This window comes from Actinomadura sp. NBRC 104425 (genome assembly GCF_030269545.1).
In the GTDB taxonomy this organism is placed as follows: Bacteria; Actinomycetota; Actinomycetes; order Streptosporangiales; family Streptosporangiaceae; genus Spirillospora; species Spirillospora keratinilytica.
In genome coordinates, this window is the sequence record NZ_BSTN01000032.1 from 15043 (window position 1) to 29039 (window position 13997).

The 13997-nt window shown below is 70.9% G+C and carries 12 protein-coding genes and 2 pseudogenes; 7 read left to right on the top strand and 7 right to left on the bottom strand.

What is annotated here, in order from left to right:
- Window positions 1-465: 465 nt before the first annotated feature.
- Window positions 466-1566: a Zn-dependent alcohol dehydrogenase gene (locus QSK22_RS29595; RefSeq protein WP_285497735.1), complete on the bottom strand. Its 1101-nt coding sequence runs from the start codon at window positions 1564-1566 to the stop codon at window positions 466-468.
- Window positions 1567-1717: 151 nt separating this feature from the next.
- On the opposite strand from QSK22_RS29595, the gene QSK22_RS29600 reads away from it, so the two are divergent.
- Both QSK22_RS29600 and QSK22_RS29605 read left to right on the top strand, forming a co-directional pair.
- Window positions 1718-1921: a ferredoxin gene (locus QSK22_RS29600; protein ID WP_285497736.1), complete on the top strand. Its 204-nt coding sequence runs from the start codon at window positions 1718-1720 to the stop codon at window positions 1919-1921.
- Window positions 1914-3512, top strand: coding sequence for a class I adenylate-forming enzyme family protein (locus QSK22_RS29605; protein ID WP_285497737.1), 1599 nt, complete (start codon window positions 1914-1916; stop codon window positions 3510-3512). Before QSK22_RS29600 ends, QSK22_RS29605 begins: the two co-directional genes overlap by 8 nt.
- Window positions 3513-3644: 132 nt before the next feature.
- On the opposite strand, the gene QSK22_RS29610 is transcribed toward QSK22_RS29605, so the two are convergent.
- Window positions 3645-4832, bottom strand: a complete 1188-nt coding sequence (locus tag QSK22_RS29610; RefSeq protein ID WP_285497738.1) for a CaiB/BaiF CoA transferase family protein — start codon at window positions 4830-4832, stop codon at window positions 3645-3647.
- A gap of 105 nt (window positions 4833-4937) precedes the next feature.
- On the opposite strand from QSK22_RS29610, the gene QSK22_RS29615 reads away from it, so the two are divergent.
- The gene (locus QSK22_RS29615; RefSeq protein ID WP_285497739.1) at window positions 4938-5792 is read left to right on the top strand and encodes an enoyl-CoA hydratase/isomerase family protein; all 855 of its coding nucleotides are present in this window, start codon (window positions 4938-4940) and stop codon (window positions 5790-5792) included.
- Here QSK22_RS29615 and QSK22_RS29620 read toward each other — a convergent pair.
- Together QSK22_RS29620 and QSK22_RS33900 are read right to left on the bottom strand one after the other, a co-directional pair.
- Window positions 5725-6294, bottom strand: a complete 570-nt coding sequence (locus tag QSK22_RS29620; protein ID WP_352231503.1) for an FAD-dependent oxidoreductase — start codon at window positions 6292-6294, stop codon at window positions 5725-5727. The two genes, QSK22_RS29615 and QSK22_RS29620, sit on opposite strands and share 68 nt — an antisense overlap.
- A 40-nt stretch (window positions 6295-6334) precedes the next feature.
- Window positions 6335-6652: pseudogene (locus QSK22_RS33900) on the bottom strand (FAD-dependent oxidoreductase); the annotation flags it as partial.
- A gap of 237 nt (window positions 6653-6889) precedes the next feature.
- On the opposite strand from QSK22_RS33900, the gene QSK22_RS29625 reads away from it, so the two are divergent.
- Window positions 6890-7906: an NAD(P)/FAD-dependent oxidoreductase gene (locus tag QSK22_RS29625; protein WP_285497740.1), complete on the top strand. Its 1017-nt coding sequence runs from the start codon at window positions 6890-6892 to the stop codon at window positions 7904-7906.
- A 40-nt stretch (window positions 7907-7946) separates the two neighbouring features.
- A complete protein-coding gene (gene fdxA / locus QSK22_RS29630; RefSeq protein ID WP_285497741.1) occupies window positions 7947-8276 on the top strand; it encodes a ferredoxin in 330 nt (109 codons plus the stop codon).
- Between the two features lie 29 nt (window positions 8277-8305).
- Here the strand turns inward: fdxA and QSK22_RS29635 are convergent, their stop codons facing one another.
- On the bottom strand, window positions 8306-8695 hold the full coding sequence (locus QSK22_RS29635; RefSeq protein WP_285497742.1) for a hypothetical protein: 390 nt from the start codon (window positions 8693-8695) through the stop codon (window positions 8306-8308).
- A gap of 376 nt (window positions 8696-9071) precedes the next feature.
- Complete coding sequence (locus QSK22_RS29640; RefSeq protein WP_285497743.1) at window positions 9072-10289, bottom strand: CaiB/BaiF CoA transferase family protein; 1218 nt, start codon at window positions 10287-10289, stop codon at window positions 9072-9074.
- Between the two features lie 202 nt (window positions 10290-10491).
- On the opposite strand from QSK22_RS29640, the pseudogene QSK22_RS29645 reads away from it, so the two are divergent.
- Window positions 10492-10975: pseudogene (locus QSK22_RS29645) on the top strand (IS982 family transposase); the annotation flags it as partial.
- A 51-nt stretch (window positions 10976-11026) separates the two neighbouring features.
- On the opposite strand, the gene QSK22_RS29650 reads toward QSK22_RS29645, so the two are convergent.
- The gene (locus QSK22_RS29650; RefSeq protein WP_285497744.1) at window positions 11027-11704 is read right to left on the bottom strand and encodes a PaaI family thioesterase; all 678 of its coding nucleotides are present in this window, start codon (window positions 11702-11704) and stop codon (window positions 11027-11029) included.
- Window positions 11705-12263: 559 nt separating this feature from the next.
- On the opposite strand from QSK22_RS29650, the gene QSK22_RS29655 reads away from it, so the two are divergent.
- The gene (locus tag QSK22_RS29655; RefSeq protein WP_285497745.1) at window positions 12264-13919 is read left to right on the top strand and encodes an AMP-binding protein; all 1656 of its coding nucleotides are present in this window, start codon (window positions 12264-12266) and stop codon (window positions 13917-13919) included.
- Window positions 13920-13997 lie beyond the last annotated feature (78 nt).

Here is a 13997-nt window from a genome sequence, read left to right on the forward strand (position 1 = left end):
ACCACCGCCGGGCCGGCATCTTGCCGAACGGGCCCAGCACGCTCAGCCGCCTTTCCCCGCGGGGCCGGCGTGACCGCAGAGGCGGTCGCGGCGCCGGCCCCGCACGGCCTGCTCGGTTCGGGCCGGCGGCCGGCGGACGCTCGGGCGAAAAGGGCGCTGGTGCGCGTGCGCGCTTCCGCCCGCCGGCCTGTGGGCGGGCGGAAGGAGCCGGGGTCGGGCTCGTCGAGCACCAGGGCGGGCGACGTGGGGGCGGCCGCTCCATGAGAGGCCGGCGCAGTGCGAGTGCCTCCCGTCGCTCTTCAACCCGCCGCCGATGAGCGTGTTGGTGCGCCGTCCGATGATGGCGTGGACGTCGACCGCGCGCGGGCCGTCGCCGGGCGGGGAGAGCGGGAGGCGGCGCACCCCGGGCGCCGCCTCTTCCGTACCGGGCTCGGTCCGGTCCGCATGTGCCTCTGGGGGCCGTTCTCAGAACCTCATGACGGCACGGGCGCCGCGCTCGGACAGGCAGTAGTCGACGGCCTCGTTGACCTTTTCGAAGGGGAAGACCTCGGTGACGAGCTCGTCGAGCTTGAGCAGCCCGGCCTCGTACAGGCCGATCAGACGCGGGACGTCCCGCTTGACGTCGGAGGACCCGTAGAGCGAGCCGCGGATCACCTTCTCGGTCATCACCACTCCGGTGAAGGCGGGGACTGAGACCCGGACATCCGGGCCGCCGGCCCCGACCAGCACGACCTGCCCCCCGCGCCGGGTCATCCGCACCGCGTCGTCGATCGTCTCCTGGCGGCCCACCACCTCGAGGGCGACGTCGACGCCTCTGCCGCCGGACACCGCCCGCACCTCTTTGGCGGTGTCACCGCCGGCCTTGATCGTGTGAGTGGCGCCGAGCCGCCGGGCGAGGTCGAGCCGCTCGTCGTGCATGTCCACGGCGATGACGATGCTCGCGCCGGCCATCCGGGCGCCCTGGACCGCGCTCAGGCCCACCCCGCCGCATCCGAGGACCGCGACGGTGTCGCCCACGCGGATGCCGGCGGTGTTGACGGCGGCCCCCCAGCCGGTCAGGACACCGCAGCCGATGAGCGCCGCCGACGTGAGGGGGATGGTGGCGGGAATCTTGATCGCCGACCGCGCCGGTACCACGCAGTGCCTGGAGAACGTGCCCAGCCCGGCCATCTGGTAGATGCCCCGGCCGCCGCGGCTGTAGCGGGTGCTGCCGTCGAGCAGCGCCCCCTTGCTGAAGGCGACACCGGCGGTCTCGCACAGCTGGGGCTGGCCCTTGACGCAGAAGAAGCACTCTCCGCACTGGGCGAGCCAGGAGAGGACGACCCGGTCGCCGGGGGCGAGGTCTGTGACCCCCGTGCCGACCTCCACCACCGTGCCGGCGCCTTCGTGGCCGAGCACCACCGGCATGGGGTTGGGCAGGTTCGCGGTGAAGACGGAGATGTCGGAGTGACAGACCCCCGTCGCGCCGATCTCGACCTTCACCTCGCCCGCGCGCGGGGCCTCGAGATCGACCTCGAGGATGCGCAGCGGCTGGTTCGGGCGCTCAAGTACGGCGGACTCGGTCATGGTCGGGCTCCTGGGGGCTGTTACGGCACTGGTCGCTTCGCTCATAATAGACAGACAAGGCAACTTAAGCACAAGCTATGTATTGTGTGGCGGGTGGGTCCGGCAGGAACGGGGCGCGCTGCCGCGGATTTCAGCGAGATGGGAAGTGGACATGCGAATCAAGGTGGACGGCTCGCTCTGCCAAGGGCACAACCGGTGCAGCGCTCTCGCACCTGATCTGTTCGTGCTCGACGACTTCGGCTTCGCCTCGCCGGCAGGAGACGGCGTCGTGCCGGAGGACCGGCGCGAGATCGCCCTGCTCGCGGTCGACAACTGCCCCGAGCTCGCCATCACCGTGGAGGACGACGATGCCTGAGGGCCCCGCGACCGTCCTCCCCGCATGGGGCCGGACGGTGGAGAAGGCGACCGTGAACGGCCACCCGGTGCTCGTGTACTCCGAGCGCCCGCGGTCGGTGGCCGACTTCCTCCTGTCGGCCCGCAGGTGGCGGGGGCGGGAACTGCTGGTGCAGGGGGATCGCCGCCTCACGGTGGAGCAGCACGAGGCCGCCGTCGCCCGTGTCGCCCGGTGCCTCGCCGAGCGGGGGATCGGGCCGGGGAGCCGGGTGGCGCTGCTCGGCTTCAACTCGATCGAGTGGGTGGTGTCCTTCTGGGCGGTGCAGGCGGTCGGCGCGGCGGCCGTGCTGGGCAACGCCTGGTGGTCGGATGGGGAGGCGGCCGGCGCGCTGGAGCAGGCGCGGCCCGATCTGGTGGTCACCTCGCGCTCGGTCTCCTGGCCCACCCTCACCTTCGAGGACCTGCGGACGCTGGTGGACGACACCGGCACCGACGTGCCGCTGCCGGAGTGGTCCGAGGACGAGGACGCGCTGGCGATCATCATGTTCACCTCCGGCACGACGGGGGCGCCGAAGGGCGTGCTGATGAGCCGGCGGTCGGTGGTGGCCAACATCCATAACCTGCTGGTCCTCACCGGTCGGCTCCCCAGTGAGCTGCCCGACGAGCACCCCGGCACGGTCAGCTTGCTGTCGGTGCCGATGTTCCACCTGGCGGGCATCCAGGTGTGCTGCACCACCCTCCTGTCCGGCGGGCGCCTGGTCTTCCTGGAGGGCAAGTTCGATCCCGCTCAGGTCCTGCGCCTCATCGAGTCCGAGCGGGTGCGCTCCTGGGGCAGCATCCCCACGATGGTGAGCAGGGTGCTCGACCATCCCGACTTCGCCGAGACCGACACATCGAGCCTGACATCCATTCCGATGGGCGGCGCGGCGGTCCCCTCGGAGCTGCGGGAGCGCATCGCCGCCTCCTTCCCCGGCGTGAAGTCGCGCGCGTCCAGCCTCTACGGGCTCACCGAGGCGGGCGGCGTCCTCGCCGCCGGGTCCGGCAAGGACGTGTCGGGCCGCCCCGGCTGCGTGGGCAGGGCGCTGCCGGTCGTCGAGTTGCGGATCCTCAACCCCGACGCGGAGGGCGTCGGGGAGATCCAAGCGCGCACGCCCACGGCGACCGGCGGCTACCTCGGCGACCCGGCCGGCGTGGCCGACGAGGACGGCTGGATCGCCACCGGCGATCTCGGGCGGATCGACGAGGACGGCTGGCTGTACGTCACCGGGCGGGTGAAGGACATCATCATCCGCGGCGGCGAGAACATCGCCAGCGCCCACGTCGAGCACGCCCTGATGAGCCATCCCGACGTGCAGGAGGCGGCGGTCGTGGCACTGCCCCACCCGGACCTGGGCGAAGAGGTCGGGGCGGCGGTCGTGCTCAGGCCCGGCGCCTCGACCACCCGCGAGGACCTGCTGGAGCACGTCAGCGGGGTCCTCGCGTCCTTCGAACGGCCCTCGAAGTGGTGGCGCTGGGACTCCCCGCTGCCCACCAACGCGACCGGCAAGGTGCTGCGCCGCGAGGTGCAAGACCTGTGGCGGGCGCGGGGCGCCGAGGACATCTGGCCTTCGTAGCGACACCCGGCGAGGGGGCGGTCCGGCCTGGGCCGCCCCCTCGCCGGGTGTTCCCGGTGATTCCGCCAAGGCGCCCCCCTGATGCGTCGGCAGGCCGGCGACGCATCGAGGAGGACGCCCCCCGTTCGGCGGTCAGTCCTCGGCGCGGAGCCGGCCCAGGATCTCCTCCGTCTGCTCGCCGGAACGGGGCGGGCGCGGGGCGCTGGACCGGGCAATGCGGTCGAAGCGGATCGGCGAGTCGACCGACTCGGCGTCCAGCTCTTCGATGCGGATCCAGGCGCCGACGGCGCGGGCCTGAGGATCGTCCACGACCTCTGCGGGCGTCTGCACGGGCGCCCAGAACACATCGTGCTCGGTGAAGATCTCGTCCCACTCCGCGAGCGTCTTGGCGGCGAACGCCTCGTCGAGGATGGGGATGAACTCGGCCCGGTTCTTCGCTATGGCGCGGGCGCTGTTGAACCGCTCGTCCTCCATCAGTTCCGGCCGGCCGATCGCGGCGAGCACCTTGGGCAGCTGGCGGCCCGCCTGCACGCCCACCAGGTAGAACCACCGGTCGTCCTTCGTGCGGTAGGAGTTGTACATCGGCATCGAGCTCTTGTCGCGCGGCTTGGGGGGCTTGGGGTGGCCGCCCATCGCCTGGACGCCGAGCTCGCCCGCCAGCGCCCACATGCCGGTGCGCATGAGCGACGCCTCCACCAGCCGGCCCTTACCCGTGTGCTCGCGCTCCAGGAGCGCGGCGAGGGTCCCCGCGACGGCGGTCATGGCGCTGAACGTGTCGCCGAGGCCCTGCAGCAGCGCCGCCGGCGGCGTGCCCTGGGTGGTGATCTCGTGCGCGATGCCGGTGCGGCCGAAGAAGGATGCGAGGTCGTAGCCCGCCTTGTCCTGGTCCGGGCCGCCCCAGCCGTATGCCGTCAAAGAGCAGTAGACGAGGCGGGGGTGCCGCTCGGCGACCTCCTCCGGCGACAGGCCGAGCCGGGACAGCGCGCCGGGGCGCAGGTTGGTCAGGAGCACGTCCGCGTCGTCGAGCAGCGCATGCAGCGTGTCCCGGCCCTCGTCGGAGCGCACGTCGAGCTCGATCGACTTCTTGCCGCGATTGGCGGAGACGAAGGCGCCGTTGGGCGCGTCGGGATTGGCCCCCATGGAGCCCCAGATGTGCCGCATGGGCTCGCCGCCCTCGGGCTCCACCTTGATGACCTCGGCACCCCAGTCCTGTAGCACCCCGCCTGCGGCCGGGCCGGCCATCCAGTGGGCGAGTTCGATGACCCGTATGCCGGACAGGGGCTGCGGGGGCGTGGCGCCGTGGGCGGCGGAATCGGGCATCTCGGACTCCTAAGGTGAGGACGGCAGCTCATGAGAGTTTACGCGTTAGGGTATTTAATACCCAATAGTGTAGTGTTTTGTCATCGATCGCGCTCCGGAGGGCCCATGACCGACCCCGTGCTGCTGCAACGCGACGGCGCTGTCGCCAGGCTGGTGCTCAACCGGCCGGACAAGCACAACGCCCTGCGGTTCGACGACCTCGATCTCCTCGTCCGACTGCTGCACGAGGCCGAGCGGGACGACGACGTCCGTGTCATCGTCCTCAAGGGCGAGGGCCGCAGCTTCTGCGCCGGCCACGACTACGACGACGCGGTCAGCTCCTACGGCCTGGAGCCCGGCCCCGACGGCGCCCCGCCACGGCGTCCCAGCCAGCGCAGCCGACTCCTGCGCGACCGCCGGCTCGGGGAGGGCTACCAGGCCTTCCACTACTCGCTCAAGCCGGTCATCGCCCAGGTGCACGGCGTCTGCATGGGCGTCGGCCTCTACCTCGTCGAGCTGGTCGACCTCGCGATCTGCGCGGACACGACCCGCTTCAGCCACGGCGAGCAGCGACTCGGGCTCGCCGGCAACACCTGGCACCTCAACACCCAGATCCTCAAGTACGGCCCCAAGCGCGCCCGGGAGCTGCTTCTGCTCGGCGACGAGTTCAACGGCCCGCAGGCCGAGGCCTGGGGCTTGGTGAACCGCTCGGTCCGCGAGGATGAGGTCGAGGCGACGACCGAGGAGTGGGCGGCCAGGATCGCCCAGCATCCGCGCGACGCGCTGGTGACCGGGAAGGCGATGTGGCAGATGGCGCTCGACAGCCTGGGCGGCTCCCAGCAGTTCGCCCGGGGCTATGTCGGCCATACCCTCGGCACGAACCTGCGCTTTGAGGACGACGAGTTCAACTTCCTCAAGCAGCGGCGGCGGCAGGGCACCCGGTCGGCGTTCCGGAGCCGGGACGACCACTACTCGGGCTGACCCGCCCCGCAGCGGCCGCGCCCAGGATGGCGGCCGAGTCCCAGTGCCGGACGCGCACCAGCTCCCGTGACGCGGCCGGCGCCGCGCGACGACGTCCTCGAGGGCGAATACCGCGGTCGTGACCGGCCCGCAGGTGCTCGTCGACGACGGTTTCCCGGTCGAGGCGTAGCCCGCGGCCTTCGAGCCATCCGGTCGCGGGAGGCACGCCGACACCCGTGACGACCACGTCGGCGGGGACGAACGTCCCGTCGGCCGGGCGGACCCCACCGTCCTCGACCTCGCGCGCGGCGGTGCCCAGCCTGGGGTCGATCCCCGTCCACCCGGGCGGCAAGCGCGTGCCGACCTCGGTGCCGAGCGCCGCGGCCGGCGGCGATCCGACCACCTCGGCGCAGGTGACCCGGCGGCCGAGGGCGAGCGCGGCGCAGGCGACCTCGGCTCCGATCCGGCTCGCGCCGATGACCACGACCCGCGCATTGTCGATAAGCCGCTCGCGCAGCGCCAGTGCGTGTCGATCGTGCGGAGGGTGAGCCGCTCGCCGGTGCCGGGGAGCGTGACGGGGAGCGCTCCGGTGCGATCACCAGCCGGTCGAACGGCGCCTCGCCCTCCGAGGTCCGCACCGCGCCGCCGTCCAGGTCGAGGGCCTCCGCCGTGACGCCCAGCATGGTCCGAACGCCCGGCGCCTTGGGGGCGAACGGCAGTGCGGTGGTCTCGCGCCGGCCAAGGAGGACCGCCTTGGACAGGGCGGGCCGGTCGTGTGGGAGGTGCGGCTCGGCACCGGCCAGCGTGATCGGACCGCCGTGGCCCCGCCGCCGAAGCCGCTGGACCGTCCGTGCTGCGGCCAGGCCGCCGACGACGACCACGCGTTCCGTGTTCTCCGGCAAGCCGACTCAAAGCTCTACACAGATCGCGATGTAGTTTCAAAGAATGTATAATGAGTGCCGGTCCGGCCCGCGCGGGGAGCCCCGTCCGGGAAGACTTGCTACGTTTACCTTTCGCAACGCAATGAAAACGTTGCAGTTTGCCTTGTGTGCGTACGCGGGCCTCGTCAGGGACCAGACGGCCGAGGCGGCGCCAACCCCTGCCGAAGGAGCGCGCGAATGAGTGCCCTTGAAGTCGACGTACTGATCGTCGGAGCCGGACCTGTCGGTCTCTTCGGCGCCTACTACGCCGGGGTGCGCGGCCTGCGGACCGCGGTCGTCGACTCGCTGAGCCAGGTCGGCGGCCAGGTCAGCGCGATGTACCCGGAAAAGCAGATCTTCGACATCGCCGGCTTCCCCGCCGTCACCGGCCGCCGGCTCATCGCCAACCTGGTGGAGCAGGCCGCGCAGTACGACCCCGTGTACCTGCTCGGCCAGGAGGCCCAGCGGCTCGACCGCGTCCCCCGCGAGGGCCGGCCCGACCTGCTCGTGGTCAAGACCGGTGCAGGAACCGAGATCGCGGCCGGTGCGGTCGTCGTGACCGGTGGCATCGGCACGTTCACGCCGCGCCCGCTGCCGGCCGGTGAGGAGTTCCTCGGCAACGGACTGGACTACTTCGTGCCGGACAGCGCGGACTACGCCGGCAAGAACGTCGTGGTCGTGGGCGGCGGCGACAGCGCGGTGGACTGGGCGCTCATGCTTCAGCCCATCGCCAGGAGCGTAACCCTCGTGCACCGCCGCGCCGCCTTCCGGGCGCACCACGGCTCGGTCGAGCGGCTCAAGGCCTCGCCCGTCGAGATCATCACCAACGCGCAGATCACCAAGACCAGCGGCGACGGCAGGCTGGAGCAGATCGAGATCAGCGTGGCCGGTGAGGAAGGCAGGCGCAGCCTGCCGTGCGACAGGCTCGTCGCGGCGCTGGGCTTCACCGCCAACCTCGGGCCGCTGCGCGAGTGGGGCCTCGAGCTGCACGACAACCGCCACCTGGTGGTCGACTCCGCGATGCGCACCAACGTGCCCGGCATCTTCGCGGCCGGCGACATCGTCGACTACGACGGCAAGGTCCGGCTGATCGCGGTCGGTTTCGGCGAGGTGGCGACCGCCGTCAACAACGCCGCCGTGCACATCGATCCCGACGCCCAGCTGTTCCCGGGGCACTCGACCGACAACCCGGCGTCGGCGTCGCTCCCGGTCTGAGCGGCCCGGCCGTCACGTCTTTCGCAATCAGGAGATCCACATGCCGTATGTCATCGCCGCACCGTGCATCGACGTCATGGACAAGTCGTGCGTGGAGGAGTGCCCGGTCGACTGCATCTACGAAGGGAACCGCAAGCTCTACATCAATCCCAAGGAGTGCATCGACTGCGGCGCCTGCGAGCCCGTGTGCCCCGTCGAGGCGATCAGCCAGGACCGCCGAGTCCCGCCCGAGTACGCCGACTTCATCGAGGACAACCGCCGTTTCTTCACCGAGGTGCTGCCCGGGCGGGACGCGCCGCTCGGCGCGCCCGGGGGCTCGCACACGACGGGCCCGATCGGCGTGGACACGCCGATGGTCACGGAACGCTAGGGGCTCGAACATGCTCGACGGCACTCCGCTCATCGACGTGCACGTCCACGTCCGTTGTCGGGCAGGCTGAAACCGCCCTGGCTGCAGTGGGCCCGCCACTTCGGCGCGGACGGCGTCATTGGGCGATGAAAGGTCAGCGTCATGTCGAGCAGGCGAAGAGGACGATCCGCGGTGGCGGGCAGCACGGCGGCGTCGAGCGCCGCCCCGGTGAGCACGGCTTGGATCCCGCCGTGCACGCGGCTTCGCGCGTTGGCCAGACGCGTGTCGGGAAGGAACGTGAGCAGCGCCTCTTCGGCCGCCTGCTTCAGGCTCGACGGTCCGACCGGCGGCCGCGGCGCTCCGGCGTTCCCGGCTCTCACGGCGGGCACGCTCGGGTCACCCGGTACCACGGCGAAACGACCGGTGGCGATTGCGACCACCGTGCCGTCGCCGTCCTGACCTCGCCGGTGCTCACCGCGAGCTGCTTCCCGACGCTGCGTGCCTCGGCGCGTGCCGTCAGCACGTCGCCGCGGTGAGGCCGGTCCTCGAGGGCGGCGATTCGGAGGCTCGCCGTGCGGCACCCCATGCCTGGCGGGAGGCGCAGCAGTGCCGCGCGCCCGCACAGGTGGTCGATCAGCACGCCCGGCTGCCCAAGGGCGAAGGCGGACGCCGCCCCCGCCCCTCACCCTCGACCCAGGTTTCCCCCCGCATCGGACATACGGACCGCCGTCAGCATCTCCTCGGCAGGGGAGCGCAGGTCCGGGTCCAGGTACCGGCTTACGGTGAGCGCACCGCCCCAGTGCGGGGAGGGGAACGTCATGTCCATGACGTCGCCCGAGCCTGGTCGGCGGCGGATTCGACTCCCCAGTCCGCCAAGACCTCATGAGCATGCTCGCCCGGGACGCAGGGGGGAGAAGCGATGGAGTCCGGAGTGCGGGAGAAACGAGGGGCCGGGGCGGGCTGCCGCACGCCGCCGAGGTCGACGAACGTTCCGCGTGCCATGAGGTGCTCGTCCTCGAGCGCCTCCTCAAGCGAGAGCACCGGCTCCACACAGGCATCCGAGCCTGCGAAGACGGCGGTCCACTCATCGCGGGTACGCGTGCGGAAGCGGGCCGCGATCTGCTCGCGCAGAGCAGGCCACGCGGCCTGATCCCCCCTCGACGGCAACTCGTCACCCGGCGCGAGGAGGTTGATGAATTCGTCGTAGAACTTCGGCTCGAGCGGTCCCACGGCCATGTGCTTGTTATCGGATGTCTCGTACAGGGCGTAGAAGGGAGTCCCGCCGTCCATGAGGTTGGACTGCCGCTCGTCCCGCCAGTGGCCCGCGGCGAGCATGCCATAGACCAACGTGCCGAGGTGGGCGGCGCCGTCGACGATGGCGGCGTCGACGACCTGCCCTGTGCCACTTCGCTGTGCCGTGTGCAGCGCCGCCAGGACGCCGACGACGAGATACAGGGCGCCGCCGCCGAAGTCGCCGACCAGAGCCAGCGGTATCTGAGGCGTGCTCTTGTCGCCGATGGCGTGCAGAAGGCCGGTGCCGGCGATGTACCCGACGTCATGTCCGGCCGTCTTCGCCTTGGGGCCGGTCTGCCCCCAGCCGGTCATACGGCCGTACACGATGCGGGGGTTGACCGCCAGCACGTCGTCGGGACCCACTCCCAGACGCTCGGCTACCCCGGGCCGTGACGCCTCTATGACCACGTCCGCCTTGGCGGCGAGCCTCAAGAACAGGGCCGTGTCGGCGGGGTTCTTGAGGTCGAGGCAGATGGACCGCTTGCCTCGGTGCAGGATCTGCGAACCGTCGGACGGGACCCGTCCGCGGTCTGCCGGCCGGTCGACCCGGACCACATCGGCACCGAGATCCGCCAGGAGCATCCCGGCGAACGGTGCCGGCCCTATGCCGCCGAGTTCGATGACGCGGACACCGTCGAGCGGCCCGCGCTGGGCGGAACCTGCCGGTGCCGGCCCGCCCGCGGCGTCCGGGTCATGACCGGCGTCCGGACCGGCGGGGTCGGGGGGAACGGGGTCTGTCACGGCGATCGCCTCCGTTACTCGGTTGGTCGGTCGTTGATATCGACGAGGTCGCCTGCACCTCGTTCGAGGCACATGGTCGCGACGTTGCGCCGCACCACCTCCGGTTCTCGCGCCTGGCCGCCGGCCCATACGTCCGGGCGTCGTCAGCGGCGACGCTCCAGGAACGCGGGCATGCGCTCGTGCTTGTCCTCGATCTCGGTCCGGGTACTGCCGCTCCTCTTCCCGCTTCTTTGGGGGCTTCGCCTGTACCTGGTGACCACCGCCGAGGGCATGCCCGTCACCTGGTGCCCGGCCAACCCGAGCCGGGCGAGCGGGAGGTGATGGCCGCACTGCTGGAACGCGACCGCCATCTCATCCGGGCCGGGCAGGTGATCATGGCCGACAAGGGCTTTGCGGGCAGGACCTTCGAGGCGTTCGTGACCGGGCGGCTCAGGGCGCACCTGGTGCGGCCCGACCGCGAGGACGAACCTGTCCGCCACGGGCGCCCGGCCCGGTGCCGCCAGTGGATCGAGGCGATCATCGACCCTGTCAAAGGGCAGCTCATCCTGGAACGGCACGGCGGCCGCACCGAGCCAGGAGTGTTCGCCCGCACCGGCCGGCGTCTTCTCGCCCCGGCGGCGGCGATCTGGCACAACCGGGAGACCAGAGCCCCGATCAAACGCTCGCTGATCGCCTACGACCACTGAACACATCGGACTCGCTCATCCAGCCGGGTGCCGTCTCCAAGATCGTTGTTCTCAGGGAGCGTGCGAGGTCACGGTGGCGAACGTGCACACCTTGCCCTGACCGTTGCGGCTGACCACCTGTGCCACCGCCAGGCTGCGGCCTCGGTGGACGGTCGTCGCCTCGAAGACGACCTCGCCCTCAAGAGGGCCGGGGCGCAGGTACGAGATGTGCACGGCACCGGTTCTCAGGGGCCGTTCCGCGGACTGGACGGCGTGGTGGCCGGCGATCTCGGTGGCGCACAGCATGATGCCGCCGTGAAGGGTGCGGTTCGGGTTGGAGACCGCGGGGCTCACTGGAATGGCCAGCCGCGCTCCGCTGTCATGCCGGGTGAGTGTCCCCCCGAGTTGCTCTAACGTGGTGGCGGGTCGGAAATCGGCTGCGGTCGCCGGGGCGGCGTCCCGCGCAGGTTCCCCCGCGGTGCCCTCTGCGGTGCTCGCCGCCGACAGTACTGCGGAGGGCGTTCCGGGGATGTAGCGCAGCCGCTGGCTGGCGATCGCGATGGTACGCCCGGCCGCGTCGAAGAGCCGCCCCTGCGCGAGGCCGCCTGAGGGGCTGAGGTCGATGGCCCGGCTCTCGGCGTAGATCGGTGAGCCGTCGATCGGCATGTGGCCGCTGAACTCGACATGGATCTCGAGGCTGGTGGGCCAGTGGTCCTCGGGCCGCGCTCTGACGACGGCATACCCCAGCATGTCGTCGACCAGGACGCCGAGCGATCCGAGGCACGGTCGGCCGTCCGGACCCTCCGTCCACGGCCCGGTCCGCATCATCGCGTGGATGACGTCGCCCTCGGCCGTGACCGGGCCCCACCCGGAAGGCCTTCTCCGGGCCGCAGACGACAAACGGCAGTTCCGGCGCGGCTCCCGTTGCCGCTGTCATGCGCAGGCTCCTCGTTCGGTCGTGCGGGCGGTCCGGCGGGGAAGTCGATCTTCCAAGTGAGGTCGCCAGACTCGCGTCGGGTACGGCGACGGCAACTGCAGCCGGCCGACGGCATCGGACGGGGGCGGTGTTCGGTTCGTGCGCGTCCCGCCGGAAACGGCCGTCCCGCCCTCGGCGCCCGGTGCCGGCGACTGCCCGGGCTGTCGTGCTCCGTCATTGCGACAGGTTTCCATATTTGACACTCTTCCGCAATGAAGCGATGAGGATGTATAACATCTTCACCTTCGCTTCAGCGCGGTGGCGCCGTGCCGCGCGTGGTTGCAGCCGTCGTCGACGGCCCGTTCGCGCTACCCGGTCTCGCGGGAGAAATAGATGACCACAGCTCGAAGCCCGCTCACCGAATCGTATTGGCCTGGGGAACAGGGGGAGGACATCTGGGACGTCACCATCGGAGACCTCCTCAGAAACGCTGCGACGACGGTGCCCGACCGTCTGGCGTTGGTGGACGCCGTCGAGGATCCCTCGGCCCGGCGGACCTGGACCTATGCCGAGCTCCTCGCCGACGCCGAACGTGCCGCACGGGCACTGCTCGCCCGGTTCTCGCCCGGTGACCGGGTGGCCATCTGGGCTCCTAACAGTGCCGACTGGATCATCCTGCAGCAGGGGATCAGTCTGGCCGGGCTGATCATCGTGGCGCTCAACCCCGCCTACCGCTCGTTCGAGATGGAGTACGCGCTGAAGCAGTCGGGTGCGGCGGGTCTCGTCCACGCCGACTCCTACCGCGGTTTCGACATGAGGGCGGTGATCGATGAGATCCGGCCCAACCTCCCCGAGCTCAGAGAGGTCATCTCGTTCTCTGACTTCGCCGCCTTCCTCGACAGCGGATCCCCGGAGACCGAGTTGCCGCGGGTCACGCCGACGGACCCGATCCAGATCCAGTACACGTCCGGGACGACGGGCTTCCCCAAGGGTGCGCTGCTGCACCACAAGGGCTTGGTGAACGAGGCCAGGTTCGTCGCGGAGCGGGCCGGCATGCCGGACGGCGGCGTGAACATCAACGCCATGCCGATGTACCACATCGGCGGTGGGGCGGTGACCTCGTTCGGGACGCTCGCCAAGCGCGGCACCTTCGTGATCCTTCCCGGCTTCGACGCAGGGCTCATGCTGGAGCTCTTCGAGACCTACCGCGGCACGCACACCCTGGTGGTGCCGACGATGCTCATCGCCCTGCTCGAGCACCCCGATCGTGCGAGCCGCGACCTGTCGAGCATCCAGACCATCATGACCGGCGCGAGCGCCGTCCCGGCCACGCTGGTGCGGCGCACCGTCGAGGTCCTCGGGTGCCGGACCAGCATCCTGTTCGGCCAGACGGAGATGCACGGCGTGATCAGCCAGACCCTGCTGACCGACACCCCGGAGGACCAGTCGGAGACGGTTGGCCGACCGCTGCCGCACCTGGAGGTCAAGATCGCTGACACCGTCACCGGGGAGGTGCTGCCCCTCGGACGGGACGGCGAGATCTGCTGCCGCGGCTACCAGAACATGCTCGAGTACTACAAGATGCCCGAGGCCACCAGCGCCACCATCGACGCGGAGGGCTGGCTGCACATGGGCGACCTCGGAAACATGGACGAGCGCGGTTTCATCAGGGTGGTCGGGCGGCTCAAAGACATGATCATCCGGGGTGGCCTCAATATCTACCCCCGCGAGATCGAGGAGTTCCTGCAGACCCACCCGGCGGTGGGAGAGGTCGCGGTCGTGGGCGTGCCGGACGAGAAGTGGGGCGAGCAGATCGCCGCCGTCGTGCGCCTCGCCCCCGGCGCCGAGCGTCCCACCGCTGAGGAGATGCGGGCCTTCTGCAGGGCGCACATGTCGGCGCACAAGACCCCGACCTACTGGAGTTTCATCGATGCACTGCCCATGACACCGACGGGCAAGGTGCAAAAGTTCGTCCTCCGCGACCAGTTGACCGCCGGGGAGATCCCCATGGAGAAGGTGCCCGGCCGCGCCGACGCGCCCCGGTCGTGAACCTCGCGCAGTCCCGGGGCCGGGAGCCGACGCCTGAGCCGGCTGCCGGCCCCGATCATGCGCGCGGCCGGGTACCGT

Excerpts from the sequence above, each read along its gene's own strand:
- QSK22_RS29595 (WP_285497735.1), bottom strand. The coding sequence starts at position 1,566 with ATGACCGAGTCCGCCGTACTTGAGCGCCCGAACCAGCCGCTGCGCATC.
- QSK22_RS29600 (WP_285497736.1), top strand. The coding sequence starts at position 1,718 with ATGCGAATCAAGGTGGACGGCTCGCTCTGCCAAGGGCACAACCGGTGC.
- QSK22_RS29605 (WP_285497737.1), top strand. The coding sequence starts at position 1,914 with ATGCCTGAGGGCCCCGCGACCGTCCTCCCCGCATGGGGCCGGACGGTG.
- QSK22_RS29610 (WP_285497738.1), bottom strand. The coding sequence starts at position 4,832 with ATGCCCGATTCCGCCGCCCACGGCGCCACGCCCCCGCAGCCCCTGTCC.
- QSK22_RS29615 (WP_285497739.1), top strand. The coding sequence starts at position 4,938 with ATGACCGACCCCGTGCTGCTGCAACGCGACGGCGCTGTCGCCAGGCTG.
- QSK22_RS29625 (WP_285497740.1), top strand. The coding sequence starts at position 6,890 with ATGAGTGCCCTTGAAGTCGACGTACTGATCGTCGGAGCCGGACCTGTC.
- fdxA (WP_285497741.1), top strand. The coding sequence starts at position 7,947 with ATGCCGTATGTCATCGCCGCACCGTGCATCGACGTCATGGACAAGTCG.
- QSK22_RS29650 (WP_285497744.1), bottom strand. The coding sequence starts at position 11,704 with ATGCTGGGGTATGCCGTCGTCAGAGCGCGGCCCGAGGACCACTGGCCC.
- QSK22_RS29655 (WP_285497745.1), top strand. The coding sequence starts at position 12,264 with ATGACCACAGCTCGAAGCCCGCTCACCGAATCGTATTGGCCTGGGGAA.